This window comes from Rathayibacter sp. AY1F8 (assembly GCF_002932165.1).
GTDB lineage: Bacteria > Actinomycetota > Actinomycetes > Actinomycetales > Microbacteriaceae > Rathayibacter.
In genome coordinates this window covers 15,366-38,269 of the sequence record NZ_PSVB01000028.1, presented here as the reverse complement: position 1 = coordinate 38,269, position 22,904 = coordinate 15,366, and the positions used below count along the sequence as shown (strand labels likewise).

Sequence of the window (22,904 nt, the reverse complement as noted above, 5' to 3'; positions counted from 1 at the left end):
CCGCGTGCCAGCGGATCGCTGTAGGCGGACGCGACCCGCTCCACCCACCCAGCCACCCCCGAGAGCCGACCGCGGCGAGCCGGGCAGGGACCGGCTCGCCACAAGCACAGCCGAACCAGTGATCCGCGTGCCAGCGGATCGCTGTAGGCGGACGCGACCCGCTCCACCCACCCAGCCACCCCCGAGAGCCGACCGCGGCGAGCCGGGCAGGGACCGGCTCGCTATCTGATCAGCCGCGACAGCAGCCGGTCGGCGAGGATCCTCCCGTCGGTCTGGCAGGTGGGGCAGTACTGGAGCGTGGAGTCGTGGAAGACCACCTGGCGGATCGTGTCGCCGCAGACGGGGCACGCCTCTCCTGTGCGGCCGTGGACGCGCATGCCGAGCTTCTTCTCGCGCTTGAGGTCGGCCGCGTGCAGGCCCTCGGCGCGGGCGAGCGCCTCCTCGAGTGTGTAGCGGAGGGCCGCATAGAGGCGGTCCAGCTCGTCGGCGGTGAGCGCGGCGGGCTTGAAGGGCGACATGCGCGCCACGTGGAGGATCTCGTCGGAGTAGGCGTTGCCGATGCCGGCGATGCGGGACTGGTCGCGGAGGACGCCCTTCACCTGCGCCCTGCCCGCCGTGGCGAGGATCGCGCCGAGGATCTCCTCGGTGAACTCCGGGTCCAGCGGATCGGGACCCAGCCGGGCGACGCCCGGGACGTCGAGCGGATCGGCGACGATCGAGAGCGCGAGGCTCTTCTTGGTGCCGGCCTCCGTCACGTCGAACCCCGACCCGTCGTCGAGGACGAGCCGCGCGGCGAGCGGTCCCCGGCCGGGCTTCGCCGGCGCCGTCGGCCGCTCGGGCCGCCAGCGGACCCAGCCGGCGCGGGCGAGGTGCAGGAGGACGTGGGCTTCGCCGACTGCGATGTCGAGGAACTTGCCGTGCCGCGATACTCCGTGGACGGTCTCGCCGGACAGAGCCGACGGCGGGATGGCGACGGTCTTGAGCGCGGAGATCGCGAACACGTCGAGCCGCTCGAGGACGCGTCCGCCCAGGCGCGCGTCGAGATCGAGGGCGAGGGCCTGGACCTCGGGGAGTTCGGGCATGCGACCACCCTGGCCCGCGGGTCCCGCACCGTCCACCCCTGGCGGAGGGGACGGCAGCGGGTCAGTCGCCGAAGCGCGTCGCCGCGACCTTCCGCAGGAACAGCTCGTGGAACCGGTAGTCGCCGGTGATCTCGGGATGGAACGCCGTCCCGAGGAGGTTGCCCTGCTCGACCGCGACCACCCGCCCGTCGGCGACACTGGCGAGCGCGGTCGCCCGCTCGCCCAGCTCCTCCACGACCGGTGCGCGGATGAAGACCGCGTGCACCGGCGGATCGCCGATGGCCGGCACGTCGAGATCGGTCTCGAAGGAGTCGAGCTGGTTGCCGAACGCGTTCCTCCGGACCGACACGTCCAGGCCGCCGAAGCTGCTCTGGCCGTCGATGCGGTCGAGGACCCGGTCGGCGAGCATGATCAGCCCGGCGCAGGTCCCGTAGACGGGCATCCCCGCACTGATCGCCTCGACGACCGGCTCCGCGAGGCCGAAGAGGCGCGACAGCTTGTCCATCACCGTGGACTCGCCGCCCGGGATGACCAGCCCCGCGACGGTGGCGAGCTCCTCCGGGCGTCGCACCAGGACCACCTCGGCGCCCAGCTCGCGCAGGACGTGCGCGTGCTCGCGGAAGTCGCCCTGCAGCGCGAGGACCCCGACGCGGAGCCCCTCGAGGGACTCCCGCGTCGATCCTGCGCCGGCGAGCGGCGCGTCGGCGCTACCAGCCACGCTCGGCGAGGCGGTGCGGCGCGGGCACGTCGGCCACGTTGATGCCGACCATCGCCTCGCCCAGGCCGCGCGAGGCCTCCGCGACGACCTTCGCGTCGTCGAAGAAGGTGGTCGCCTTCACGATCGCGGCCGCGCGCTTGGCGGGCTCGCCCGACTTGAAGACGCCGGAGCCGACGAACACGCCGTCGGCGCCCAGCTGCATCATCAGCGCCGCGTCGGCCGGGGTCGCGACCCCGCCGGCGGTGAAGAGAACGACGGGGAGCTTGCCGGTCCGGGCGATCTCTACGACCAGGTCGTAGGGGGCCTGCAGCTCCTTCGCGGCGACGTAGAGCTCATCCTTGGTCATCGCCTTCAGGCGGTTGACCTCGCCGGAGATCGTGCGGATGTGCTTGGTCGCCTCGGAGACGTCGCCGGTGCCGGCCTCGCCCTTCGAGCGGATCATCGCTGCGCCCTCGGTGATGCGGCGCAGCGCCTCGCCCAGGTTGGTCGCTCCGCAGACGAAGGGGACGGTGAAGTTCCACTTGTCGATGTGGTTCACGTAGTCGGCGGGCGAGAGGACCTCGGACTCGTCGATGTAGTCGACGCCGAGCTCCTGCAGGATCTGCGCCTCGACGAAGTGGCCGATGCGCGCCTTCGCCATTACGGGGATCGACACGGCGGAGACGATGCCGTCGATCAGGTCGGGGTCGCTCATGCGTGCGACGCCGCCCTGCGAGCGGATGTCGGCGGGGACGCGCTCGAGCGCCATGACGGCGACCGCGCCGGCGTCCTCCGCGATGCGGGCCTGATCGGCGTCGACGACGTCCATGATGACGCCGCCCTTGAGCATCTCGGCGAGACCGCGCTTGACGCGGCTCGAGCCGAACTGCTCGGGAGCGGACGAGGACGGAGTGGTGGTGTCGGTCATGTTCGCGAGTCCTGTTCTGTGCGGCGACTTCCGCCGACGGCAGCTCCGAGTCTACGAGACGGCGCCCGCCGTCCGCGGCGCTGGACAGGGGGCCGGGCGGCGGTCTAGAGGCTCGGCCAGGCCGCCGCGAGGCTCGCCCGCACGTCGCCGAGCAGCTGCGGGAGCGCCTTCGTGCGGGCGATGATCGGGAAGAAGTTCGCGTCGGTCGCCCAGCGCGGAACCACGTGCTGGTGCAGGTGCGCGGCGATCCCCGCTCCCGCGACCGCGCCCTGGTTCATCCCGAGGTTGAAGCCGTCGTTGTTCGAGACCGAGCGGACGACGCGCATCGCCGTCTGCGTGAGCGCTCCGATCTCGGCCACTTCCTCGGGAGTGGCCTCGTCGTAGAGCGGGATGTGCCGGTACGGGCAGACCAGGAGGTGGCCGGAGTTGTACGGGAACAGGTTCAGCAGGACGTAGGCGTGCTCCCCGCGGGCGACGATGAGGGCCTCCTCGTCGCTCAGCGTCGGCGCCACGCAGAAGGGGCAGTCGTCGGCTCCGGGCTGCCCCTTCTGGATGTAGACCATCCGGTGCGGCGTCCACAGGCGCTGGAACTCGTCGGGAACCCCGGCGAGGTGCGCCGAGCCCTCCGCCCCCTCGGGCGCGCAGCCGTCGCTCACGCTCAGACCTGCGCCTTCGAGGCGACGGCCTCGCGGATGCGCGCGACGGCGTCGGCGACCGGGATCCCGTTCTCCTGCGTGCCGTCGCGGAAGCGGAAGCTGACGGCTCCGGCGTCGCGGTCCTTCTCCCCCACGATCATCTGGAAGGGCACCTTCTGCAGCGTGGCGTTGCGGATCTTCTTCTGCATCCGGTCGCTGGAGTAGTCGATCTCGGCGCGGATGCCCGACCGCTTGAGCTCGCCGACGACCTCTTCGAGGTAGGGCAGGTACTCGTCGGCGATCGGGATGCCCACGACCTGGACCGGCGACAGCCAGACCGGGAACGCACCGGCGTAGTGCTCGGTGAGGATCGCGAAGAAGCGCTCGATGGAGCCGAAGAGCGCGCGGTGGATCATCACGGGCCGCTTCTTCGAGCCGTCCGAGGCCGTGTACTCGAGCTCGAAGCGCTCGGGCTGGTTGAAGTCGAGCTGGATGGTCGACATCTGCCAGGTGCGGCCGATGGCGTCGCGCGCCTGCACCGAGATCTTCGGACCGTAGAAAGCCGCTCCTCCCGGATCCGGAACCAGCTCGAGACCGGAGGCGACGGCGACCGCGCGCAGCGACTCGATCGCCTCCTCCCACTGCTCGGGCGCACCGACGAACTTCGGGTTGCCCTCCTCGTTCGTGGACAGCTCGAGGTAGAAGTCGTCGAGGCCGTAGTCGCGCAGCACCTGCAGCACGAACTCGAGGTTGCGGGTCAGCTCGGCCGACACGTCCTCCTGCGCGACGTAGATGTGGGCGTCGTCCTGGGTCAGGCCGCGCACGCGGGTGAGGCCCTGCAGGGTGCCGCTCTTCTCGTAGCGGTACACGGTGCCGAACTCGGCCAGGCGCAGCGGGAGCTCGCGGTAGCTGCGGCCGCGCGAGCGGAAGATCAGGTTGTGGAACGGGCAGTTCATGGGCTTGAGGTAGTAGTCCTGGCCCTGGCGGGTGACGTTGCCGTCCTCGTCCTGCAGCTCGTCGAGGTGCATCGGGGGGAACATCCCCTCGGAGTACCACTGCAGGTGCCCGCTCGTGAGGAACAGGTCGCCCTTGGTGATGTGCGGCGTGTAGACGAGCTCGTAGTCGTGGGCGAGCAGCTGCTCGCGCATGTACTGCTCGATCTCGTAGCGGATCATCCCGCCCTTGGGGTGGAAGACCGCGAGGCCGGAGCCGATCTCGTCCGGGAAGGAGAACAGGTCGAGCTCGTGGCCGAGCTTGCGGTGGTCGCGGCGCGCCGCCTCCTCGAGGCGGGCCTGGTGCTCGCGCAGCTCGTCCTTCGTGGGCCACGCGGTGCCGTAGACGCGCTGCAGCTGCGGGTTCTTCTCCGAGCCGCGCCAGTAGGCGGCAGCGTTGCGGGTCAGGGCGTAGCCGTTGCCGATCATGCGGGTGTTGGGCAGGTGCGGGCCGCGGCAGAGGTCCTTCCAGACCGTCTCGCCGGAACGCGGGTCGACGTTGTCGTAGATGGTGAGCTCGGCGCCGCCGACCTCGACGCTCTCGTCCTCGGCTCCCCCGCCCTTGATCCCGATCAGCTCGAGCTTGTAGGGCTCGCCGGCGAGCTCGGCGCGCGCCTCCTCCTCGGAGACGACGCGGCGCACGAACCGCTGGCCCTGGCGGACGATGCGGTCCATCGCCTTCTCGAGCGCCTTCATCGCCTCGGGCGTGAAGGGCTCCTCGACGTCGAAGTCGTAGTAGAAGCCGTCGGTGACGGGCGGGCCGATGCCCAGCTTCGCCTCCGGGTTGATCTGCTGCACCGCCTGTGCGAGCACGTGGGCCGCGGAGTGGCGGAGGATGTTCAGCCCGTCCGGCGAGGAGATGAGCACCGGCTCGATGCGGTCGCCCGGCACGACGTCGGCGGCGAGGTCCTTGAGCTCCCCGTTGACGCGGATCGCGACCACGGCCCGGTCGGCGAAGTGCGTGAATCCCGTGCCCGCCTCGGTGACGACCGAGTGGGACTCGTTCTCTGCGGGATTCGACGGTTCGTTCGACACGTGCGGGCACTCCTCGGGCTCGGTTGACCCCTCGACTGTAGTCGGCGGCGGCCTCTACCCGAGCGCGTCGCGCACGCGGGCGTCGAGCGCGCGCAGAGCGGAGGCGAGCTCGTCCCGGTCGGCGCCGGGGAGCACGAGCGAGCTGCGCTCGAGCTGGTGCAGGAGGACCTCCTCCAGGCCGGGCGGCAGGGAGTCCACGGCGAGCGCCCCCTCGAGTGCGGCGAGCACGGCGACGACGGCCACCGCGTCGCGTGCCGCGAGTCTGCGTGCGCTGATCTCCATGCGTCTCCGTCCGTGTCGTCCGACCCCGTCACCCTGCCGACAGGACGTGCCCCGGAGAGGGGCGCGGGGGCGACCGGTGCGCAATCCGTCCAGGTGGCATCCTGGTCCGATGGGTGCCGGTCCTGCGCTGCAGCGCTTCACGCGCTCCGGGGCCGACCTGGAGGAGGCGCGGCGCTTCTACTCGGACGGCTACGGCGGGTCGGGATTCCGGACGGAACCGGTCGAGCGGCCCTTCTCCTTCCGCTACGACGTCTCCGGGAGCGAGGGCGTGAGCCTGCGGACGTCGGTGTTCCGGGGCTCCGTGTCCGGGGGGCTGCGTCCGGAGGGCGAGTACGTCGTCTCGTGGTTCCTCTCTGGCACGAGCGTGGTGGACCCGGAGGGCGATCGGATCGTCCACCTGCCGGGGCGGCCGGTCGTGTTCCCCAGCGCGCGTCCGTTCGAGTTCGTCAGCCGCGACTTCCAGCAGCGGCTCGTGCACGTGGCCGCCGGCCTCCTCGAGCAGGTCGCGTCCGAGGCCGGCGACGGCGTGCCGCTGCCGCTCGTCTTCGACCACCGCTCGATCGCCTCCGCGTCGGCACTACCGGGCTGGTGGCGGGCGGTCGACGACTTCGCGGGCGTCCTGCGGTCGGGCCGCGAGGCGACCGCGCTGCAGCTCGTGGCGGCGGAGCGCGGCGTCGCTCTGCACCTGCTCGCGACCTTCGCGCACCGGCCGGTCGTCGTTCCGGCGCAGGTGCTGCGGCCGGGGCTCGAGCACCTGCTGCGTGCCGCCGAGTTCCTGCACGCGTTCGCCGCGTCGCCCGTCACCGTGTCCGACATCGCGGCAGCGGCGGGGCTCACTCCGCGGGCGCTGCAGGCCGCGTTCCGGAGGTACTTCGGCGACACTCCGCTCGGCTACCTGCGCGGCGTGCGTCTCGACCGGGCGCGCGTCGAGCTGCGCGAGGGCGCTCCGGGCGAGGAGACCGTGCGCGCCGTCTCCGCGCGCTGGGGCTTCCTCAACCAGGGCCGCTTCTCGGGGGCGTACCACCGCCGCTTCGGCGAGTACCCGGTGGAGACCCTGCGCCGCTGACGCTCAGTCGCCGGGAGCGAGATCGCGGGCGTAGCAGACCGAGTGCTCGGACCCGATGTAGGCGCCGAACGGCGGGATGGCGTGGTAGCCCTCCCGGAGGTAGAACCGCATCGCGTCGGGCTGGAGCGTCCCGGTCTCCAGCACCAGGCGCGTCGTGCCCAGAGCGGCCGCCCGCGCCTCGAGCGCGCGCAGGACGGCCGTGGCCGCTCCGGTGCCGCGGGCGGCGCGGTCGGCGAACATCCGCTTCACCTCGATCGCCCCCAGTCCGAGGACGTCGTCGTCGAGAGGCCGCAGTCCGCCGCAGGCCACCGCCGTGCCGCTCGCGTCGCGGGCGACGAGGAAGACGGGCACGTCGTCGGCCGAGGGCGGCGTGCCGGGCTCGTGGTCGTCGTTGCCGTAGCGCTCGTCGAGCTCGCACCGCTGCGCGTCGCGCAGACGCTCGGCGTCCGGGTGGGTCCACGCCACCTCGTCGATGGTCCAGCTCATGAGGGCTCCTCCCGGCCGCGCGGCGGGCACGGCCGAGGCCATTCTGCCGCGCCAGCTCCCTCCGGCCGGCCCGGTGGCAACCCCTTCCGCGCCGGGCCGCAGCGGGCGTCGACTGGAGGCCCACCGACGAAAGGACTCACCGTGCTCTCCGACTCCCCCATCGGCCCCGTTCTGCTCTCCCGCGACCTCGCCGCCTCCCGCGCCTTCTACGCCGGCTCCCTGGGACTGGAGGTCCTCGAGGAGAGCGAGTCGGCGATCGCCTACTCCTGCGGCGGCACGCGGCTCACCGTCACCGCCAGCACCACGGGCTCGAAGGACGAGCAGACCAAGGCCGCCTGGCGGGTGGCCGACCTGCGCGCCGAGCTGGACGCGCTGGCGGCTCGGGGCGTGGCTCCGGAGGACTACGACAGCGACGAGCTGCGCACCGAGAACGGCGTGGCCGACCGCGGCAGCGTCTGGGCGTCCTGGATCCTCGATCCCGACGGGAACGCGCTCGGCATCGAGCAGCCCAAGAGCTGATTGGCGCCGCTCTAGACTCGCCCCATGCCCGACGACTCCGCTCCGCTGCCCGCGCCCGGGTGGTACCCGCATCCGGCCGACCTCGGCTCGGAGCTCTACTGGGACGGCGCGGCGTGGACGGACCGGTCCCGCCCGTCCTCCTCGGCGCCCGCTCCCGCCTACGGCACGCCCCCGGGCGCTCCGGAGCAGGAGCTGTACGCCTATCCGTCCGCCCCGTCCTCCGCGGCGGGCCGCAACCCCATGGCGATCGCGAGCCTCGTGCTCGGCGTCCTGAGCCTGCTGATCAATCCGCTGCTGATCCCCTCGATCCTCGCCATCGTCTTCTCGGCGAAGGGCCGGGCGGCCGCACCGCTCGTCGGAGGCGGTCGCGGGCTCGCGACGGCCGGACTCGTCACCGGGATCCTCGGTCTGGTGTCGGGCGTCTTCACCATCGTCGGCAACCTCTCGGCCGGGGTCCCCGGCCTGGCCGGCTGACCGGGGTGCCGCGGCCCTCGACGCCCCGATGACCGCGCGCCGGAGCGCTCCCTGGCTCCTCGTCGTGGCGGTCGCCCTGGTCGCGCTGGTCCTGCGCGGTCCGATCGTCGCCGTCGCGCCCATCATCGACGCGGTGCGCGAGGACCTCGCGCTGTCCGCGGGCCAGGCGGGGGTCCTCACCAGCATCCCCGTGCTCTGCTTCGCCCTGGCGACTCCGCTCGCCCTCCTGGTGATCCGCCGCGCGGGACCCGACGCCGCCGTGACCGTCACGTTGATCGGCGTCGCGCTCGGCACGATCGTCCGATCGATCGGCGACGTGGGACCGGCCGTGGCGGGCACCATCCTGATCGGCGTCTCCATCACGATCGGCAACGTCGTCCTCCCCGTCGTGATCCGGCGGGACGTCGCTCCCGAGCGCGTCGACCTCACGACGGGCGTCTACACCGCGGCCCTCAACATCGGCTCGACGATCACCTCGCTCGGCACCGCTCCGCTCGCTCTAACCCTCGGCTGGCGAGGCGCCCTGCTCGTCTGGCTCGCCCTCAACGCCCTCGCTCTGGCCGGCTGGCTCGTGGCCGTGGGGCCTCGGGCGGCCCTGGGTCCGACTCCCCGCCCGTCCCGCGCCGACCGCGCACCGGCCGCACCGGCTCCGCGGATCTTCCGCAGCGCGACCGTGCTGGCGCTCGCGCTCTGCTTCTCGAGCCAGGCGTTCTCGTACTACGGAGTGACGGCGTGGCTCCCCTCGCTGCTCGTCGACCGCAACGGCTTCTCGATCGCGACCGCGGGCGCGAGCGCCTCGGTGTTCCAGCTCGCCGCGGTCGCCGGCGCCCTCGGCGTCCCGCTCCTGGTCCGGAGGCTCGGACCCCTGGGGAGCATCGTGCTCGTCGGCCTCCTCTGGTGCACAGTGCCGGCGGGGCTGCTGCTCGCCCCGCAGCTCTGGGCGCTCTGGTGCGTGCTGGGCGGCGCGGCCCAGGGCGGAGGATTCACGGTGGTCTTCGTGCTCGTCGTGCGGCTCTCCCGCTCCGACGCCCATGCGTCGCGGCTCTCGGCCACGGTGCAGGGGATCGGCTACGCCGTGGCCGCCACCGCCCCGACCGTCATCGGCTTCGCGCACGACGCGAGCGGCGGCTGGGAGGCTCCCCTGCTGACCGTCCTCGCCGCGACCTGCTCCTTCCTCCTCTTCGGCACCCTCGCCGCTGCGCGCCAGCGCCGGGCCTGACCCGCGACACGACCGGCCGCGCCGTCAAGGGGGCCGTCCGACGACTGTCGGCCCCGTAGCGTGTCCGCATGGCCGAGCAGAGCACGACCCGCGAGAAGACAGCGCCCGATCCCGACGATTCCCGGAAGCCCGACGACGTCACCGACATCACCAAGCGCTCCTGGTTCTACGTCCTCAAGAAGACGGCCCGCGAGTTCGGCGCGGACCAGTGCACCGACCTCGCCGCCGCGCTCACCTACTACGCCGTGCTCGCGCTCTTCCCCGCCCTGCTCGCGATCGTGTCGGTGCTGGGGCTCTTCGGCCAGGCGCAGGCCACCACCGATCTGGTCCTCGACCTGATCGGGAACCTCGCGTCGAGCGAGGTCGTCGACCTGCTGCGCGACCCGATCCAGGCGCTGACCAGCTCCTCCGCCGCGGGTCTCGCCTTCGTGACCGGTGTCGTCGGAGCGATCTGGTCCGCCTCCGGCTACGTCGGCGCCTTCGGCCGCGCGATGAACCGCGTCTACCAGATCGACGAGGGGCGCCCCTTCTGGAAGCTCCGCCCGACGATGCTCGGCGTGACCGTGGTGACGGTCGTCCTGATCGTGATCGCGGCGCTCATCCTCGTGCTCAGCGGACCGGTCGCGACCGCCGTCGGCGACGTCGTGGGCCTCGGCCCCGCCGCCCTCACCGTGTGGAACATCGCGAAATGGCCGGTGCTCGTGGTCATCGCGATCGTGATCGTCGCGATCCTCTACTACTGGGCGCCCAACATCCGCCAGCCGAAGTTCCGCTGGATCAGCATCGGATCGATCGTCGCCCTGGCGATCTGGCTGATCGCCTCGACCGGCTTCGCGTTCTACGTGGCCAACTTCTCCAACTACAACAAGACCTACGGCTCGCTCGGCGCGGTGATCGTCTTCCTCCTCTGGATCTGGATCACCAACATCGCCCTGCTCTTCGGCGCGGAGTTCGACGCCGAGCTCGAGCGCGAACGCGAGCTGCAGGCGGGCATCGAGGCGGAGGAGACCATCCAGCTCCCCCCGCGCGACACCGCCGCGAGCGACAAGAAGGCGGCCGTGCACGAGAAGGACGTCCGCGACGGGCGCTGGCTGCGGCTGGCGAGCGAGAACCGCAGCGACCAGGGCACGGCCCAGGACGACGAGGCCGCGAAGAAGAAGTGACTCAGGACTCGGACGACCAGAGCGCGCGGTAGTAGGCCGCGCGCTCGTCGTCCGGATCCGCTCCGTACTCCGCGAGGAGCAGCGGGGTGTGGCCGGGGCCGTAGTTCCAGCCGAGGCTGACCGCGGCGACCGCCAGATCCGCCCAGCGGTCGCCCACGCCCAGGTCGCCGACGTCGACCGTGCCGCTCCAGCGTCCGTCGTCGTCGACGAGCGTGTTCGGAGCGCACGCGTCGCCGTGCACCACGACGGGGTCCACGAACTCCGGAGCCGCGCCGAGCGCCGACGGCCGGCGCGCGAACCAGGAGTCGCCGCGCAGCTCTTCGGGCACCGCGTCGACGGGGAGCGCGTGGACCGCCCGCATGCCGGCCGCGATCGCGCGGACGGCCTCCTCCGGCCGGGCTGTCCACTCCGGGTCGACGGCGCTCCGCCCGGGCAGCGGTGCGGTGAGGAGCCACTGCCCCTCCTCGTCCTCGCCCGCCTCCAGGATCCGGGGCGCGACGATCCGCCCCTCCAGCCAGCGCAGACGCGCGATCTCGCGACGGAGGTCGACGCCCGTGGACCGGGGATTCCACTTCAGGTACCCGGCGTCCACGCGGAAGGTCAGCCCGTCGAGCTCGTTGCGCCAGACGAGCGCCGGATCGGTGCCGCCGTTCAGGCGCCTCGCCGGCGACGGGATCCGGACGCCGTCGAGCGAGAACTGCCGTGCGAGGTCCGGACCGCTCATGCCCCCAGGGTAGGCGCCCCGATCCTGAGAGGATCCGCATGCCGCGGACCGCGCCACCCGCCTCCTCCGAGCAGCGCGCCCTTACCCTGACGGGCGTGCCGGAGCAGCCGCCCGGCGCGATCCGGTGACGAGGGAGCCCCCGTGACGCAGAGCGACGACGACCGCGGGCCCGTGCAGCCCGACTTCTCGAAGGAGCAGGAGGGCTACCGTCCCGGGCTCAAGCCCCGGCAGCTGCAGATGATCGCCATCGGCGGCGCGATCGGCACCGGCCTCTTCCTCGGCGCGGGCGGCCGACTCGCCACCGCCGGTCCCTCGCTCGTCGTCGCGTACGCGGTCTGCGGCGTCTTCGCCTACCTGATCCTCCGCGCGCTCGGCGAGCTGGTCCTGCACCGGCCGAGCTCGGGCTCCTTCATCTCCTACGCCCGCGAGTTCCTGGGCGAGAAGGCCGCCTTCGTCGCCGGCTGGATGTACTTCCTGAACTGGGCGATGACCGCGATCGCCGACGTCACCGCAGTGGCCCTGTACGTGAAGTACTGGTCGCTCTTCTCCTCCGTGCCCCAGTGGCTCCTCGCACTCATCGCCCTGGTCGTCGTGCTCTCGCTGAACCTCGTCTCGGTCAAGGTCTTCGGGGAGCTGGAGTTCTGGTTCGCGCTGATCAAGGTCACGGCGCTGGTGGTCTTCCTGGTGATCGGCGTCGTCGTGCTCGCCGCGGGCTGGCCGCTGCAGTCCGGCGGCGTCGCCGTGGACCCCGGGATCAGCCTCTGGAACGACAACGGCGGCATCCTGCCCGGTGGCCTGATCGCCAGCGTCCTGGTCGTCCAGGGCGTGGTGTTCGCCTACTCCGGAGTCGAGCTTGTCGGCACGGCGGCGGGCGAGACCGCGGAGCCGGCGAAGGTCATCCCGCGCGCGATCAACTCGGTCATCCTGCGCATCGCCGTCTTCTACGTCGGCTCGGTGCTGCTGCTGACGCTGCTGCTGCCCTACACGGCCTACTCGAAGGGCGAGAGCCCGTTCGTCACGTTCTTCAGCTCGCTGGGCGACGGCTCCTCGGGCGAGATCGCCGGATCGATCATGAACTTCGTCGTGCTGACGGCCGCGCTCTCCAGCATCAACGCCGGGCTCTACTCGACCGGCCGCATCCTCCGCTCCATGGCGCTCAACGGCTCCGCCCCCGCCTTCACCGGCCGGATGAACAAGCAGGGCGTCCCCTACGGCGGCATCCTGCTCACGGCGAGCATCACCCTGATCGGGATCGTGCTGAACCTCTTCGTGCCGTCCGAGGCCTTCGAGATCGTCCTCAACGTCTCGGCGCTGGGCATCGTCACGGGCTGGGGCATGATCGTCCTCTGCCAGATGCAGCTGCAGCGCTGGGCGGCCCAGGGGCGCCTGGAGCGCCCGTCCTTCCGGATGCCCGGCGCCCCGGTGACCTCGTGGCTCACCCTGGCGTTCCTGGTGATCGTGGTGGTCCTCATCGCCGTCGACTTCCCGACCGGCACCTGGACCGTGGGGATCGTCGCGGTGGTCGGCGTGCCCGCCCTGATCGTGGGCTGGCACGTCGCGAAGCCGCGCATCCTGGCGATCGCGTCCGCCCGGGACGGCTTCACCGGCGCCCACCCCGTGATCGCCGCCCGTCCGGCCTCCGAGGCCAAGCGCGACGGGAACGAGCGGCGCCGCGAGTAGGGCGGGTCAGCGCCGGCGGAGGTAGCGCAGGAGCAGCGTGTCGCCGGCGCTGAGCACGTGCGCCAGGTGCTGCGGGCGAGGTCCGGGGACGTCGCCGCGGGCGAGCCTCCCGGAGTCCCCCGCCTCGAGCGTCGGAGCGACGGTCAGGCAGAGCTCGTCGACGGCGTCCGCGGCGAGCAGGGTCCCGAGCAGCGACGGACCACCCTCGCAGTGGATCCTGCCGAGCCCCCGCTCTGCGAGCTGCGCCCGCATCCGCGTCGCGTCGAGCCGTGCGTCGCCGCAGACGAGCACGTCGGCGACCTCGGCGAGCTCCGCGCGGCGGCGGGCCGACGAGGAGCCGGTGGTCACGACGATCGGACGCACCGGCGCCTCGGTGAAGATCCGCGAAGCGGGATCGAGGTCGAGCGACCCCGAGACGATCGCGAAGACGGGCTGCGGGGCGAGCCCGGTGCCGAGCCGGGCCCGCACGGACTCGTCGCTCAGCACCATCGGGCCGTAGCCCTCGGTCCGCACCGTGCCGGCCGCGACGAGCACGACGTCGGCGAGCCGGCGGAGCAGGTCGAACACGCGCAGGTCCGCCGCGCCCCCGAGATCGCCCGAGACGCCGTCACGGGTGACCGCTCCGTCGACGCTCGCGACGAAGTTGACCCGGAGCCACTCCTCGCCCGCCCCGTCCGCGTAGAGGGCCAGCAGAGCCTCGTCGGACAGGTCCTGCCCGGCCGGCGACAGGCCGTCGATGCGGGCGCTCACGCCGCCGGCTCCACGTTGTGGCGGAGGAAGGCGGGCGCCCGCCAACCCAGCACCGCCTCCGTCATCCGCACGGCGTCCACCGCCTGGCGCACGTCGTGCATGCGCACGATCCGCGCACCGTTCAGGATGCAGATCACCGCGGCGGCGAGGGAGCCCTCGAGGCGCTCCCCCTGCGGCCGGTCCAGCGCCTCGCCGATGAAGTCCTTATTGGAGACCGCGGCGAGCACCGGGAGGCCGAGCGCGGCCACCTCGCCCAGCCGGCGGGTGAGCTCGAGCGTGTGCAGGGTGTTCTTGTTCAGGTCGTGACCCGGATCGACGATGATCCTCCCGGCAGGCACTCCACCCGAGAGCGCGCGATCGACGCGGCTCCGCAGGTGGTCGACCACCGTCGCCACGACGTCGTCGTACTCGGGTCTCTCCGGCTCGCTGCGGGGAGCGCCCACGCTGTGGGTGATGACGAGCTGGGCGGAGGAGGAGGCGACGACCTCGAGCATCCGGGGGTCGTGCAGCCCGCTCGTGTCGTTGATGACGGAGGCGCCCGCGGCGATGCTCGCGCGCGCGACCTCGGCGCTCGTCGAGTCCACCGAGACGACCACGTCGCTCCGCTCCGCGATGCCCGCCACGACGGGGACGACCCGGTCGAGCTCCTCCTGGAGCGTGACAGCGGGGCCGCGGCCGAACGGCACTCCGCCGATGTCGACCCAGTCGGCGCCGAGCTCCGCGGCGCGCACGGCGGCCGCGATGGCGCTGTCCAGGGCGAAGGTGGAGCCCTTGTCGTAGAAGGAGTCGGGTGTGCGGTTCACGACCGCCATCACGGCCACCTGCCGCTCGAAGTCGAACTCTCGTCCGCCGATGTGCCGCGTGGTCATGGGCGCGTCCCTCCCGCTCGGAGCGCCGGGAGAAGGCCGGCGCCGCTCACCCTAGACGAGCGGAGTCGGCGGAGGCTGGAGCGGGCCGCCCTCGAGCAGCGCCTGGAAGAGGACGTGGTCCTGCCACTCCCCGGCGATCCGCAGGTAGCGCCGCGCGACGCCGATCCGCTCGAAGCCGTTGCGCTGCAGCACGGTCTGCGATCCGACGTTGTGGAGGAGCGTCCCGGCCTGCACGCGGTGCAGCCCCAGATCCTCCCGCGCGGTGCGCAGGACGGCTCCGACCGCGCGGGTCATCACGCCGCGGCCCTGCAGACCGCTGTCGAGCCAGTAGCCGAGATCGCCGCTGTCGAAGGCGCCGCGGACGATGTTCGCGAGAGTCAGCCGACCGACGATCACGCCGCCCGCGTCGAGGACGAGCGGGAGGACGCTGCCGGCCCGGTGCGCGGCGAGTGCGTCAGCGACGGCGTCGGTCTGGCCCCCCGCCTCGAAGAAGCGGGTCGAGCGCGTCGGCTCCCAGGGCGCGAGGTGCCGGCGGTTGCGCCGGTACGCGGCGGCGAGGGCAGGTCCGTCGTCCCGCGAGACGAGCCGCAGGAGGGTGCCCTGGTCGTCGACGGGGATCGGGGCGGGCATCCTGCGAGGGTAGCGCCGGAGCCGGGAACGACAGAACCCCCGGCCAGGGGCCGGGGGTTCTCGTGGTGGGCGATACTGGGATCGAACCAGTGACCTCTTCCGTGTCAGGGAAGCGCGCTACCGCTGCGCCAATCGCCCGTTGCTCCGTGCGGAGCGCCTCGTTCGGTGAACGATCGAGGTGGATACGGGATTCGAACCCGTGTATACGGCTTTGCAGGCCGCTGCCTCGCCTCTCGGCCAATCCACCGTGTACGGGATTCGGTGTCGGCGGCCCGAGGGCCGACCAGGTGGGAGGCACCCGAGGGTGCCGTCCCGATGACGCCGGTCCGAGGACCGGTGTTCGAGCGGATGACGAGATTCGAACTCGCGACCCTCACCTTGGCAAGGTGATGCGCTACCGCTGCGCCACATCCGCATGTAGGTCGTACTGGTGTTGCCGTTTTGCGTGTCGTGCTGTCTTGCTGTCTGTCCGGCGCTTTCGCTGCCCGGCTCGACCTAGAAGAATGTATACGACAGCGGCGCCGGAATCCAAATCGAGCGGACGCCGATCCCGCCGCTCGGAGTCCGATCCGCGTCTTTCCGCGCGAAACCGGCTCGTCGCCGTCCGTTCACCCGGGCGTGGCGGGCGTCGGCGGTGCATCCGGGCCCCGCGGATCCGCTACGATCGTCTCTCGGGTCGTCCAGCACGTCCCCCTGGGCGATTGGCGCAGTTGGTAGCGCGCTTCCTTCACACGGAAGAGGTCATCGGTTCGAGTCCGGTATCGCCCACCCTCACCCCCGGTCCGTGCTCACGCACTCGGCCGGGGGTTCTCTCGTCCCGCCGCGGTAGTCCTCCGGCCTCGCAGCGCCCAGTCGAAGGAGCCGACCCGCGATGATGGGCCGCTCGCACGCCGTCTCCGGTGCGCTCGCCTGGGCCGTCGCCGCCTCCGTGCCCGCCGTCGCCGGGCCCCTCGGCCTCGCGGGTCTCCCGCTCGACCTCCGACTGGTCGGCCTCGGAGTCGCCGCCGGCTGGGCCCTGGTGCCCGACGCGGACCACGCGAGCGCGACCGTCTCCCGCTCGGCGCCGGCCGTCTCCCTGCTCACCGCGACCGCGGGCCGGATCAGCGGAGGGCACCGGCACGGGATGCACTCGCTGCTCGCGGTCGCCGTCGTCTGGTACCTGGTGCCGGTGCTCACGGCGCTGCGCTTCCCGGTGCCGGTCGTCGGTCCCGTCGCCGTGGCCGCCGTGCTCACGCTGCCCGCCCTCGCCTTCGCCGCGAAGGCCGTCCGGGCCGCCCCCTCCTGGCGCATCGCCTGGGCCGGGGCGACGGTCGTCACGGTCCTGCTCGTCGCGCTCGCCGACGGCACCTGGGCGTGGCTCCGGGTCGCCGCGACGCTGGGCTACCTCGTGCACGTGGCCGGCGACGCCCTCACGACCGGCGGGATCAACTGGCTGTGGCCGCTGCGCGTGCGCCTGCCGCGGCGCCTGCGCCGGACACCGCTGCGCCACGTCTGGACCACCGGAGGCTACGCCGCGCTGCCCGTCCTGGGCTCCTCCGGGTCCTGGCGCGAGACGGTCCTCTACTGGCTCATGTCCGCGGCGACGATCGTGCTCACCGCCTCGATGATCACGGCCGAGCTGCGGTAGCCCGGGGCGCCCTCCTCAGAAGACCTTCCCCGGGTTCATGATCCCCAGCGGGTCGAACACGGCCTTGATCCCGCGCTGGAGCGCCAGCGAGTCCTCGCCCAGCTCCTCCGCCAGCCAGCGCTGCTTGAGCAGTCCCACGCCGTGCTCGCCCGTGAGCGTGCCGCCGAGGGCCAGGGCCGTGCGGAAGAGCTCCGCGGCGGCGTCCCAGACGTCCTCCCCCACGGGTCCGTCCCCCGCGGGCAGCACGAAGTTCGGGTGGAGGTTCCCGTCCCCCGCGTGGGCGACGGTGGGGATGCTGAGCCCCGTCCGCTCCTCGATGCCGCGGATCGCCGCGAACATCGCCGGCAGCGCGGAGCGGGGCACGCAGACGTCCTCGATCAGCACGCGGCCCTCCGCCTCGAGCGCCGGGTGGAAGGCCCGGCGGACGGCCAGCAGAGCCTCACCCTCGGCCGGGTCCTCGGTCGCCTCGGCGGCGCCCCCGGAGGCGGTCACGATCTCGAGGACGCGCTGCGACTCCTCCGCCGCTCCTCCGCCGTCCGTCTGGACGAGGAGGTAGGCGGCACCGCGGTCCAGGCTCGCTCCGGTGTAGCGCGAGATCGCGGCGAGCGCCGCCTCGTCCATCAGCTCCATCACCGCGGGACGGAGCCGCGCGGCGGTGATCGCGGCGGAGGCGGCGGCCGCGGCGACGACGCTCGGGAAGTACGCGCCGACCGTGACCACGCGCCCGGTCGGGATCGGGCGGAGCTTCACGGTGGCCTCCACGATGACGCCCAGCGTCCCCTCGGAGCCGGTCAGGAGCGCGGTGAGGTCGTACCCGGTGACTCCCTTCACGCTGCGGCGGCCGGTGCGGAGCAGTCGTCCGTCGGGGAGGACGACCGTCAACCCGAGCACCGCTTCCCGGGTCACGCCGTACTTGGCGCACAGCAGCCCCCCGGCGTTCGTCGCGATGTTGCCGCCGATGCTCGAGATCGCGCGGCTCGCGGGGTCGGGCGAGAAGACGAGGCCGTGTGGAGCGACGGCGTCCGACAGCGCCTGATTGATGACCCCGGGCTCGACGACCGCCAGCTCGTCCTCGAGCGACACCTCGAGGATGCGGTCCATCGCGGCGGTCGAGAGGACGAGCGCCCCCTCGCTCGCCACTCCCCCGGCAGCGAGGCCCGTTCCCGCTCCGCGCGGCACGACCGGGAGCCGGTGCTCCGTCGCTATGCGCAGCGCCGCCTGCACGTCCTCGACCGAGCGGGCAGCGACGAGCGCGAGCGCGCGACCCGGTGCGGAGAAGCCCGACTTGTCGGTGTGCACGGCCTCGAACCCGGGGCCCTCGGTCAGGACCGCGTCGCCGAGCGCGTCGCGCAGCTGTCGGAGGATCTCCTGGTCGTGCATGGTTCACTCCGTGCGGTCGCGGGCGGGTCCTGCCGATCCTTCCACGGGCGCGGGGCAGGATGGCGGGATGACCGGAGAGACGCGATGGCCGCGGTGACGAGCGCGGGGATCCTGCTGCACCGCGAGGGCCCCTCCGGCACCGAGGTGTTCCTCGGGCGGATGGGCGGCCCCTTCTGGACCCGGCGCCCCCGCGCGTGGACGATCCCGAAGGGCGTGCACACGGGCGACGAGACGCCGCTGGACGCCGCGCGCCGCGAGTTCGAGGAGGAGACCGGCGCTCCTCCGCCCGTCGGTGAGCTGACCCTCCTCGGCGCGTTCCGGCAGAGCGCGGCCAAGACCGTCACGGTCTTCGCCGGGCGCGGACACGCGGACACCGCCTTCGTCGCGAGCAACACCTTCGAGCTGGAGTGGCCGCGGGGCTCCGGCGTGCTGCGCAGCTTCCCCGAGCTGGAGGACGCCCGGTGGCACCCGCTCGACGAGGCCCGCTCGCTGGTGGTGGCCGGGCAGGTCGCCGCCCTCGACGCGCTGGCCGAACTGCTGGCGGATCCGGACGGCGGGGACCGGGCCGGCACCGCCCCCTAGTCCGCGGTCGCGTAGACCCGCAGGCCCAGCGGCACGATCCGCACCACGGCCTCGTCGAATCCGTCGCGGGAGCCGTCGAAGCGCTCGGTCTCGCCGTCGTGCGCCCACTCGGGGTCGTCCCCCGCGGGTCGGCGCGCGCCGACGGTGATCTCCGGCGTCGAGAACGACTCCACCACCGGTGCCCGCCAGCCGGGCACACGGCCGACCACCGGGGTCGCCGTACGGCCGAGCAGGAGCGAGAACGCTCCCCGGGTGCGAGGAGTCCGTCCTGAGTGCAGGATGCGCACGTCGAGGTGGCCGTCGTCGAGCCGACGCCGGGCGAGCGGGGCGGCCGTGCGCGGGTGCTCCTGGTTCACCCCGACGAAGTACGACCAGACGAGCTGCGTGCGCCCGTCGCGCCGGAGCTCGAACGGATCGGTGCGCCGCACGACCGAGAGGGCCGCGATCACGGCGGCGAGCGGCTTCCCGATCCGCTTCTCGCGCTTCTCGCGGACCGCGACGAACTCCGGGTAGACGCCGATCGAGACCGTGTTGAGCACCGTGACCGGGTCTCCCCCGTCCGCGACGACCTCGGCCACGTCGACGTCGCGGCGCTCGCCGATCGTCGCCGCGTCGAGCGCGTCCTGGACGGTGAGCAGCCCCAGCGCCTTCGCGAAGTGGTTCATGGTCCCGCCCGGCAGCACGAGCAGCGTCATCCCCTCGGCGCGGGCGAGAGCGGCACCGACCGACATGGTCCCGTCCCCGCCGTAGATCCCGAGCACCCGGGGCGGAGAGTCCCCCGAGCGCGCCTCGCGCACCACGTCGGCGAGGTCCTCCCCCTCGGTCAGCCGGTGCACGCGCGCCTTCGGGAACCGGGCTCGGACCAGCGGCTCGGGATCGGGGCGGTGCGAGTCCCGGCCCGCGCCGGGGTTGAGGACCACGAGGAGGGCGGCGCCGTCCCCCAGCGGGCTGCGGTCGACGGGGGGCCGGGTCGCGCGCTCCGAGACGGGCACGTGGCGCGGCTCGGCCGGCAGGACGGCTCGGCCGACGACCGCGACCGCCGCGCCGAGCGCCGCGCCGCCGAGGACGTCCGAGAGCCAGTGGACGCCGACGTGCAGGCGGGAGAAGGCCACGGCGGCGGCGAGCGGGGCGACCGCCGCCCCCACTCGGGGCGACTCGAGCGCGACCCCGGCGGCGAAGGCGGCGGCGCTCGCCGCGTGCCCCGAGGGGAAGGACGCCGACGTCGGCACCGTCGCCAGACGCCGGCCGACCGGGACGTCGACGAGGAGCGGCCGGTCGCCGCCGAACACGCGCTTGCCGACCAGGTTCGCGAGCGCGCTGGCCGCGGCGAGCGAGGCGGTCCCCCGCAGAGCCTCGCGGGGACGGCCCGCCAGGAGCAGCAGAACGCCGACGCCGGCCCAGAGGACTCCGTGGTCCGCGGCCCGGGAGAGCCCCACGAGCGCCCCGTCGACGACGGTCGACGGGCGACGGGCGTTCAGCCGCCGGGCCGCACGAGCGTCCGCCCGGCGCACGACGCGCGGGACGGTGACGAGTCGGCGGAGCAGGACGGACGGGGGTCGGGTTCCGCGGAGGGCCATGCGCTCAGCGTAGGAGGAGGCGCCTCCGCGGTCCCTGGACCGGTCGACGGCGCGCTACACCTCGCCGAAGCCCGACTCGACCAGATCGCCGAGCCGGCCGACCGCCTCGTGGGCCTGCGGCCCCGACGCCGAGAGGACGACCTCGTCCCCGCGGTCGAGCCCCAGCGACATCACGCCGAGCAGGCTCGTGGCGTCCTTGCCGTTCGCGTCGATCCGGGCGTCGAAGGTGGCGGCGAGCGTGACGAAGTCGGCCGCGGGACGAGCGTGCAGGCCGTTCGGGTTGATGAGGCGGACGCGGCGCTGCACGCGCTCGTCACCGGGCGAGGCCTCCTCGGCGGGAGCAGCGAGCGCCTCGCCCCGGGCCGACTCCGCGGCGGCGAGCACCTCGTCCAGCGACGCCCCCGTGCCCGCGGCGACGGCGGCCGCGACCGCCCCCTCCACCAGCGGGGCGTCGGCGATCCGGACCCGGGCGCGCGCGTCGTCGTCGAGGAACTCGACCGCGGTCTCCGCCGTCATGATCGCCGAGCCGAGGTCGCAGAGGACGACGACCCCCTCGCCGGAGTCCGCTTCCGCCAGGGCCGCCGTGATGCGGTCGAAGCTGGTGCCGATGCCGCCGTCGTCCGTCCCGCCCGCGGCGACCAGCGCGACCGAGGCCGCCATCTGCTCCGCGAGCTCGACCAGCCCCTCCGCCAGATGCGCGCTGTGCGAGACCAGGACCAGCCCGACGCTCACGCCGCCGCCTCGGCTGCTGCGCGGAGCAGGAGAACGGTCGACACGCTGCCGGGATCACGGTGCCCGATGGCGCGCTCGCCGAGGTAGCTGGCGCGTCCCTTGCGGGCGACCAGCGGGTCCGTCGACTCCGCTCCCCTCTGCGCCGCCTCCGCCGCCGCGGCGAGGACGTCGGCCGGAGCCGCTCCCTCCTCGGCGGCGGCCGCGGCCGCGTCGACCGCCGGCGTCCACGCGTCCACCATCGTCTTGTCGCCCACCTCGGCCTTGCCGCGGAGCACGATGCCGTCCCTCGCCGCGGCCAGGAGCGCTGCGACGTCCGCACCCTCGAGCGCGTCCTCGCCCGCGACCGCGGCGGAGGCCTTCAGGAACGCCGTGCCGAACAGCGGGCCCGAGGCGCCGCCGACGGTGGAGATGAGCGTCGTCGCGACCAGCTTGAGCACGTCCGCCGGGAGCCCCTGCTCCGGCGCCGCGTCCAGCTTCGCGACCACGGCCTGGAAGCCGCGGTCCATGTTCTCGCCGTGGTCCCCGTCGCCGATCGCCCGGTCGAGCGTGATCAGCTCGACCCGGTGCTCCGCGATCGACTCGGCGGCGCGGCGGATCCACGCCGTCGCCCACGCCGCGTCGAGCCCGGCTCCCTGTGCGTCCTGCATGGTCGTCTCCTCCTCGTGGACCGCTCCTGCGGCTGTCGTTCCGGTCATGGTGTGCGCGCGGGCGCTCAGCGTCCCCACCGCAGCGCCGCGGTCTGCACCGGGGAGTCCCACAGCTCGGTCAGGGCGTCGTCGAGCTTGAGGACGGTGAGCGAGAAGCCCTGCATCTCGAGCGACGTCGTGTAGTTGCCGACGAGGCTGCGTGCGACGGTGATCCCCTTCTCGGCCAGCGCCTCGGCTGCGCGGCGGTAGGCGAGGTAAAGCTCGATCTGCGGCGTGCCGCCCATGCCGTTCACCAGGAGCAGCACCTCGTCCCCGGAGGAGAACGGCAGGTCCTCCAGGATCGGGCCGAGGATCCGGTCGACGATGCGGTCGGCCGGCTCCAGCGCGATCTTCTCCCGGCCGGGCTCGCCGTGGATGCCGATGCCGATCTCGATCTCGTCCTCGCCCAGCTCGAAGCTCGGCTCGCCCGCGTGCGGGACGATGCACGGCGTGAGGGCGACGCCCATCGAGCGCACGTTCGCGATCACCGTCTCGGCGATCGTCGCGACCTCGTCGAGGGAGTCGCCCCGCTCGGCCGCCGCGCCCGCGATCCGCTCGACCAGCACGGTGCCGGCCACGCCGCGGCGGCCCGCGGTGTAGAGCGAGTCCTTCACCGCGACGTCGTCATCGACGATCACGCTGCGCACCTCGATCCCCTCGGCGCCGGCGAGGTCGGCCGCGGTCTCGAAGTTCAGGACGTCGCCCGTGTAGTTCTTCACGATGTGCAGCACACCCGCACCGCCGTCGACGGCCTGCGTGGCCGCGACGATCGGGTCGGGCGTGGGCGAGGTGAAGACGGGACCGGGGACGGCGGCGTCCAGCATCCCGAATCCGACGAAGCCCGCGTGCAGCGGCTCGTGCCCGCTGCCGCCACCGCTGACGATGCCCACCTTGCCCGAGCGGGGCGCGTCGGCCCGCACCACGAACAGGGGATCCGACACCACCCGGACCAGGTCGGCGTACGCCAGGCCGAAGCCGGCCACCGACTCCGTGACGACGTTCTTCGGGTCGTTGATGAGCTTCTTCATCGAGGTCTCCTCCAGGATCGGGCCACCACTCGGGCGTCCCGTGACCTGCGGGCGATCCGGC

The 22,904-nt window shown here is 73.1% G+C and carries 24 protein-coding genes and 4 tRNA genes; 9 read left to right on the top strand and 19 right to left on the bottom strand.

Features of this window, described 5'->3' with window-relative positions; all coding sequences use genetic code 11:
• Positions 1-221: 221 nt before the first annotated feature.
• The 6 genes from C5C35_RS15305 to C5C35_RS15280 form a co-directional block, all read right to left on the bottom strand.
• Entirely contained in the window at positions 222-1,082 is an 861-nt protein-coding gene (locus C5C35_RS15305) for an Fpg/Nei family DNA glycosylase (RefSeq protein ID WP_104263503.1), read from the bottom strand.
• Between the two features lie 61 nt (positions 1,083-1,143).
• A complete protein-coding gene (gene pdxT / locus C5C35_RS15300) occupies positions 1,144-1,716 on the bottom strand; it encodes a pyridoxal 5'-phosphate synthase glutaminase subunit PdxT (RefSeq protein ID WP_244229657.1) in 573 nt (190 codons plus the stop codon).
• Between the two features lie 73 nt (positions 1,717-1,789).
• Positions 1,790-2,707: a pyridoxal 5'-phosphate synthase lyase subunit PdxS gene (pdxS, locus tag C5C35_RS15295; protein WP_104224629.1), complete on the bottom strand. Its 918-nt coding sequence runs from the start codon at positions 2,705-2,707 to the stop codon at positions 1,790-1,792.
• Positions 2,708-2,811: 104 nt separating this feature from the next.
• A complete protein-coding gene (locus C5C35_RS15290; RefSeq protein WP_258063230.1) occupies positions 2,812-3,363 on the bottom strand; it encodes an HIT domain-containing protein in 552 nt (183 codons plus the stop codon).
• A 2-nt stretch (positions 3,364-3,365) separates the two neighbouring features.
• A complete protein-coding gene (gene thrS, locus C5C35_RS15285) occupies positions 3,366-5,276 on the bottom strand; it encodes a threonine--tRNA ligase (RefSeq protein WP_258066426.1) in 1,911 nt (636 codons plus the stop codon).
• A gap of 147 nt (positions 5,277-5,423) precedes the next feature.
• Positions 5,424-5,651, bottom strand: coding sequence for a hypothetical protein (locus C5C35_RS15280; RefSeq protein WP_104261680.1), 228 nt, complete (start codon positions 5,649-5,651; stop codon positions 5,424-5,426).
• Between the two features lie 109 nt (positions 5,652-5,760).
• On the opposite strand from C5C35_RS15280, the gene C5C35_RS15275 reads away from it, so the two are divergent.
• On the top strand, positions 5,761-6,717 hold the full coding sequence (locus tag C5C35_RS15275; protein ID WP_104263501.1) for an AraC family transcriptional regulator: 957 nt from the start codon (positions 5,761-5,763) through the stop codon (positions 6,715-6,717).
• A gap of 3 nt (positions 6,718-6,720) precedes the next feature.
• On the opposite strand, the gene C5C35_RS15270 is transcribed toward C5C35_RS15275, so the two are convergent.
• Complete coding sequence (locus tag C5C35_RS15270) at positions 6,721-7,203, bottom strand: GNAT family N-acetyltransferase (protein ID WP_104263500.1); 483 nt, start codon at positions 7,201-7,203, stop codon at positions 6,721-6,723.
• Positions 7,204-7,344: 141 nt separating this feature from the next.
• On the opposite strand from C5C35_RS15270, the gene C5C35_RS17070 reads away from it, so the two are divergent.
• The 4 genes from C5C35_RS17070 (at position 7,345) to C5C35_RS15250 (ending at position 10,578) form a co-directional block, all read left to right on the top strand.
• Positions 7,345-7,722, top strand: a complete 378-nt coding sequence (locus C5C35_RS17070; RefSeq protein ID WP_104224632.1) for a VOC family protein — start codon at positions 7,345-7,347, stop codon at positions 7,720-7,722.
• 24 nt (positions 7,723-7,746) lie between these two features.
• A complete protein-coding gene (locus C5C35_RS15260; RefSeq protein WP_104251081.1) occupies positions 7,747-8,196 on the top strand; it encodes a DUF2510 domain-containing protein in 450 nt (149 codons plus the stop codon).
• Between the two features lie 28 nt (positions 8,197-8,224).
• Entirely contained in the window at positions 8,225-9,415 is a 1,191-nt protein-coding gene (locus C5C35_RS15255) for a CynX/NimT family MFS transporter (protein ID WP_104263499.1), read from the top strand.
• A gap of 68 nt (positions 9,416-9,483) precedes the next feature.
• Positions 9,484-10,578, top strand: a complete 1,095-nt coding sequence (locus C5C35_RS15250; protein ID WP_104263498.1) for a YihY/virulence factor BrkB family protein — start codon at positions 9,484-9,486, stop codon at positions 10,576-10,578.
• Position 10,579: 1 nt separating this feature from the next.
• Here C5C35_RS15250 and C5C35_RS15245 read toward each other — a convergent pair whose 3' ends face one another.
• Positions 10,580-11,302 carry an aminoglycoside 3'-phosphotransferase gene (locus C5C35_RS15245; protein ID WP_104263497.1) on the bottom strand — a complete coding sequence of 241 codons (723 nt, stop codon included), beginning with the start codon at positions 11,300-11,302 and terminating at the stop codon, positions 10,580-10,582.
• 141 nt (positions 11,303-11,443) lie between these two features.
• On the opposite strand from C5C35_RS15245, the gene C5C35_RS15240 reads away from it, so the two are divergent.
• On the top strand, positions 11,444-12,982 hold the full coding sequence (locus C5C35_RS15240) for an amino acid permease (RefSeq protein WP_258066425.1): 1,539 nt from the start codon (positions 11,444-11,446) through the stop codon (positions 12,980-12,982).
• Positions 12,983-12,988: 6 nt separating this feature from the next.
• Here C5C35_RS15240 and C5C35_RS15235 read toward each other — a convergent pair whose 3' ends face one another.
• The 6 genes from C5C35_RS15235 to C5C35_RS15210 all read right to left on the bottom strand — a co-directional run bounded on the left by C5C35_RS15235 (position 12,989) and on the right by C5C35_RS15210 (position 15,646).
• Complete coding sequence (locus tag C5C35_RS15235) at positions 12,989-13,732, bottom strand: pyrimidine reductase family protein (protein ID WP_104251077.1); 744 nt, start codon at positions 13,730-13,732, stop codon at positions 12,989-12,991.
• Positions 13,729-14,601: a dihydropteroate synthase gene (folP, locus tag C5C35_RS15230; RefSeq protein WP_104263496.1), complete on the bottom strand. Its 873-nt coding sequence runs from the start codon at positions 14,599-14,601 to the stop codon at positions 13,729-13,731. Before folP ends, C5C35_RS15235 begins: the two co-directional genes overlap by 4 nt.
• A 51-nt stretch (positions 14,602-14,652) precedes the next feature.
• Complete coding sequence (locus C5C35_RS15225; RefSeq protein ID WP_104225349.1) at positions 14,653-15,231, bottom strand: GNAT family N-acetyltransferase; 579 nt, start codon at positions 15,229-15,231, stop codon at positions 14,653-14,655.
• Between the two features lie 63 nt (positions 15,232-15,294).
• Positions 15,295-15,369 (bottom strand) — tRNA-Val (locus tag C5C35_RS15220).
• Positions 15,370-15,407: 38 nt separating this feature from the next.
• A tRNA-Cys gene (locus tag C5C35_RS15215) sits at positions 15,408-15,478 on the bottom strand.
• Between the two features lie 96 nt (positions 15,479-15,574).
• Positions 15,575-15,646, bottom strand: a tRNA-Gly gene (locus tag C5C35_RS15210).
• 280 nt (positions 15,647-15,926) lie between these two features.
• On the opposite strand from C5C35_RS15210, the gene C5C35_RS15205 reads away from it, so the two are divergent.
• Positions 15,927-15,999: transfer RNA gene (locus tag C5C35_RS15205), tRNA-Val, on the top strand.
• Positions 16,000-16,102: 103 nt separating this feature from the next.
• Entirely contained in the window at positions 16,103-16,858 is a 756-nt protein-coding gene (locus C5C35_RS15200; RefSeq protein ID WP_104263495.1) for a metal-dependent hydrolase, read from the top strand.
• 15 nt (positions 16,859-16,873) lie between these two features.
• Here the strand turns inward: C5C35_RS15200 and C5C35_RS15195 are convergent, their stop codons facing one another.
• Positions 16,874-18,238, bottom strand: coding sequence for an FAD-binding oxidoreductase (locus C5C35_RS15195; protein WP_104263494.1), 1,365 nt, complete (start codon positions 18,236-18,238; stop codon positions 16,874-16,876).
• Positions 18,239-18,322: 84 nt separating this feature from the next.
• Here C5C35_RS15195 and C5C35_RS15190 point away from each other — a divergent pair, with 84 nt between their 5' ends.
• The gene (locus tag C5C35_RS15190) at positions 18,323-18,820 is read left to right on the top strand and encodes an NUDIX domain-containing protein (protein WP_104246759.1); all 498 of its coding nucleotides are present in this window, start codon (positions 18,323-18,325) and stop codon (positions 18,818-18,820) included.
• Here the strand turns inward: C5C35_RS15190 and C5C35_RS15185 are convergent.
• From C5C35_RS15185 to dhaK, 4 genes are all read right to left on the bottom strand, one after another.
• Entirely contained in the window at positions 18,817-20,397 is a 1,581-nt protein-coding gene (locus C5C35_RS15185) for a bifunctional phosphatase PAP2/diacylglycerol kinase family protein (RefSeq protein ID WP_104263493.1), read from the bottom strand. The two genes, C5C35_RS15190 and C5C35_RS15185, sit on opposite strands and share 4 nt — an antisense overlap.
• Before the next feature lie 54 nt (positions 20,398-20,451).
• Positions 20,452-21,129 (bottom strand): dihydroxyacetone kinase phosphoryl donor subunit DhaM, encoded by a 678-nt coding sequence (gene dhaM, locus C5C35_RS15180; RefSeq protein ID WP_104263492.1) that lies wholly within the window; start codon positions 21,127-21,129, stop codon positions 20,452-20,454.
• Positions 21,126-21,776: a dihydroxyacetone kinase subunit DhaL gene (gene dhaL / locus C5C35_RS15175; protein WP_104263504.1), complete on the bottom strand. Its 651-nt coding sequence runs from the start codon at positions 21,774-21,776 to the stop codon at positions 21,126-21,128. The genes dhaM and dhaL overlap by 4 nt, the downstream gene beginning before the upstream one ends.
• 65 nt (positions 21,777-21,841) lie before the next feature.
• Entirely contained in the window at positions 21,842-22,843 is a 1,002-nt protein-coding gene (gene dhaK / locus C5C35_RS15170) for a dihydroxyacetone kinase subunit DhaK (RefSeq protein ID WP_104263491.1), read from the bottom strand.
• Positions 22,844-22,904 lie beyond the last annotated feature (61 nt).

What these genes read in the sequence shown, in the direction of transcription:
- C5C35_RS15305 (WP_104263503.1), bottom strand. Translation starts at nt 1,082, where the DNA reads ATGCCCGAACTCCCCGAGGTCCAGGCCCTCGCCCTCGATCTCGACGCG.
- pdxS (WP_104224629.1), bottom strand. Translation starts at nt 2,707, where the DNA reads ATGACCGACACCACCACTCCGTCCTCGTCCGCTCCCGAGCAGTTCGGC.
- C5C35_RS15280 (WP_104261680.1), bottom strand. Translation starts at nt 5,651, where the DNA reads ATGGAGATCAGCGCACGCAGACTCGCGGCACGCGACGCGGTGGCCGTC.
- C5C35_RS15275 (WP_104263501.1), top strand. Translation starts at nt 5,761, where the DNA reads ATGGGTGCCGGTCCTGCGCTGCAGCGCTTCACGCGCTCCGGGGCCGAC.
- C5C35_RS15270 (WP_104263500.1), bottom strand. Translation starts at nt 7,203, where the DNA reads ATGAGCTGGACCATCGACGAGGTGGCGTGGACCCACCCGGACGCCGAG.
- C5C35_RS15260 (WP_104251081.1), top strand. Translation starts at nt 7,747, where the DNA reads ATGCCCGACGACTCCGCTCCGCTGCCCGCGCCCGGGTGGTACCCGCAT.
- C5C35_RS15255 (WP_104263499.1), top strand. Translation starts at nt 8,225, where the DNA reads ATGACCGCGCGCCGGAGCGCTCCCTGGCTCCTCGTCGTGGCGGTCGCC.
- C5C35_RS15250 (WP_104263498.1), top strand. Translation starts at nt 9,484, where the DNA reads ATGGCCGAGCAGAGCACGACCCGCGAGAAGACAGCGCCCGATCCCGAC.
- C5C35_RS15245 (WP_104263497.1), bottom strand. Translation starts at nt 11,302, where the DNA reads ATGAGCGGTCCGGACCTCGCACGGCAGTTCTCGCTCGACGGCGTCCGG.
- folP (WP_104263496.1), bottom strand. Translation starts at nt 14,601, where the DNA reads ATGACCACGCGGCACATCGGCGGACGAGAGTTCGACTTCGAGCGGCAG.
- C5C35_RS15225 (WP_104225349.1), bottom strand. Translation starts at nt 15,231, where the DNA reads ATGCCCGCCCCGATCCCCGTCGACGACCAGGGCACCCTCCTGCGGCTC.
- C5C35_RS15200 (WP_104263495.1), top strand. Translation starts at nt 16,103, where the DNA reads ATGATGGGCCGCTCGCACGCCGTCTCCGGTGCGCTCGCCTGGGCCGTC.
- C5C35_RS15195 (WP_104263494.1), bottom strand. Translation starts at nt 18,238, where the DNA reads ATGCACGACCAGGAGATCCTCCGACAGCTGCGCGACGCGCTCGGCGAC.
- C5C35_RS15190 (WP_104246759.1), top strand. Translation starts at nt 18,323, where the DNA reads ATGGCCGCGGTGACGAGCGCGGGGATCCTGCTGCACCGCGAGGGCCCC.
- C5C35_RS15185 (WP_104263493.1), bottom strand. Translation starts at nt 20,397, where the DNA reads ATGGCCCTCCGCGGAACCCGACCCCCGTCCGTCCTGCTCCGCCGACTC.
- dhaL (WP_104263504.1), bottom strand. Translation starts at nt 21,776, where the DNA reads ATGCAGGACGCACAGGGAGCCGGGCTCGACGCGGCGTGGGCGACGGCG.
- dhaK (WP_104263491.1), bottom strand. Translation starts at nt 22,843, where the DNA reads ATGAAGAAGCTCATCAACGACCCGAAGAACGTCGTCACGGAGTCGGTG.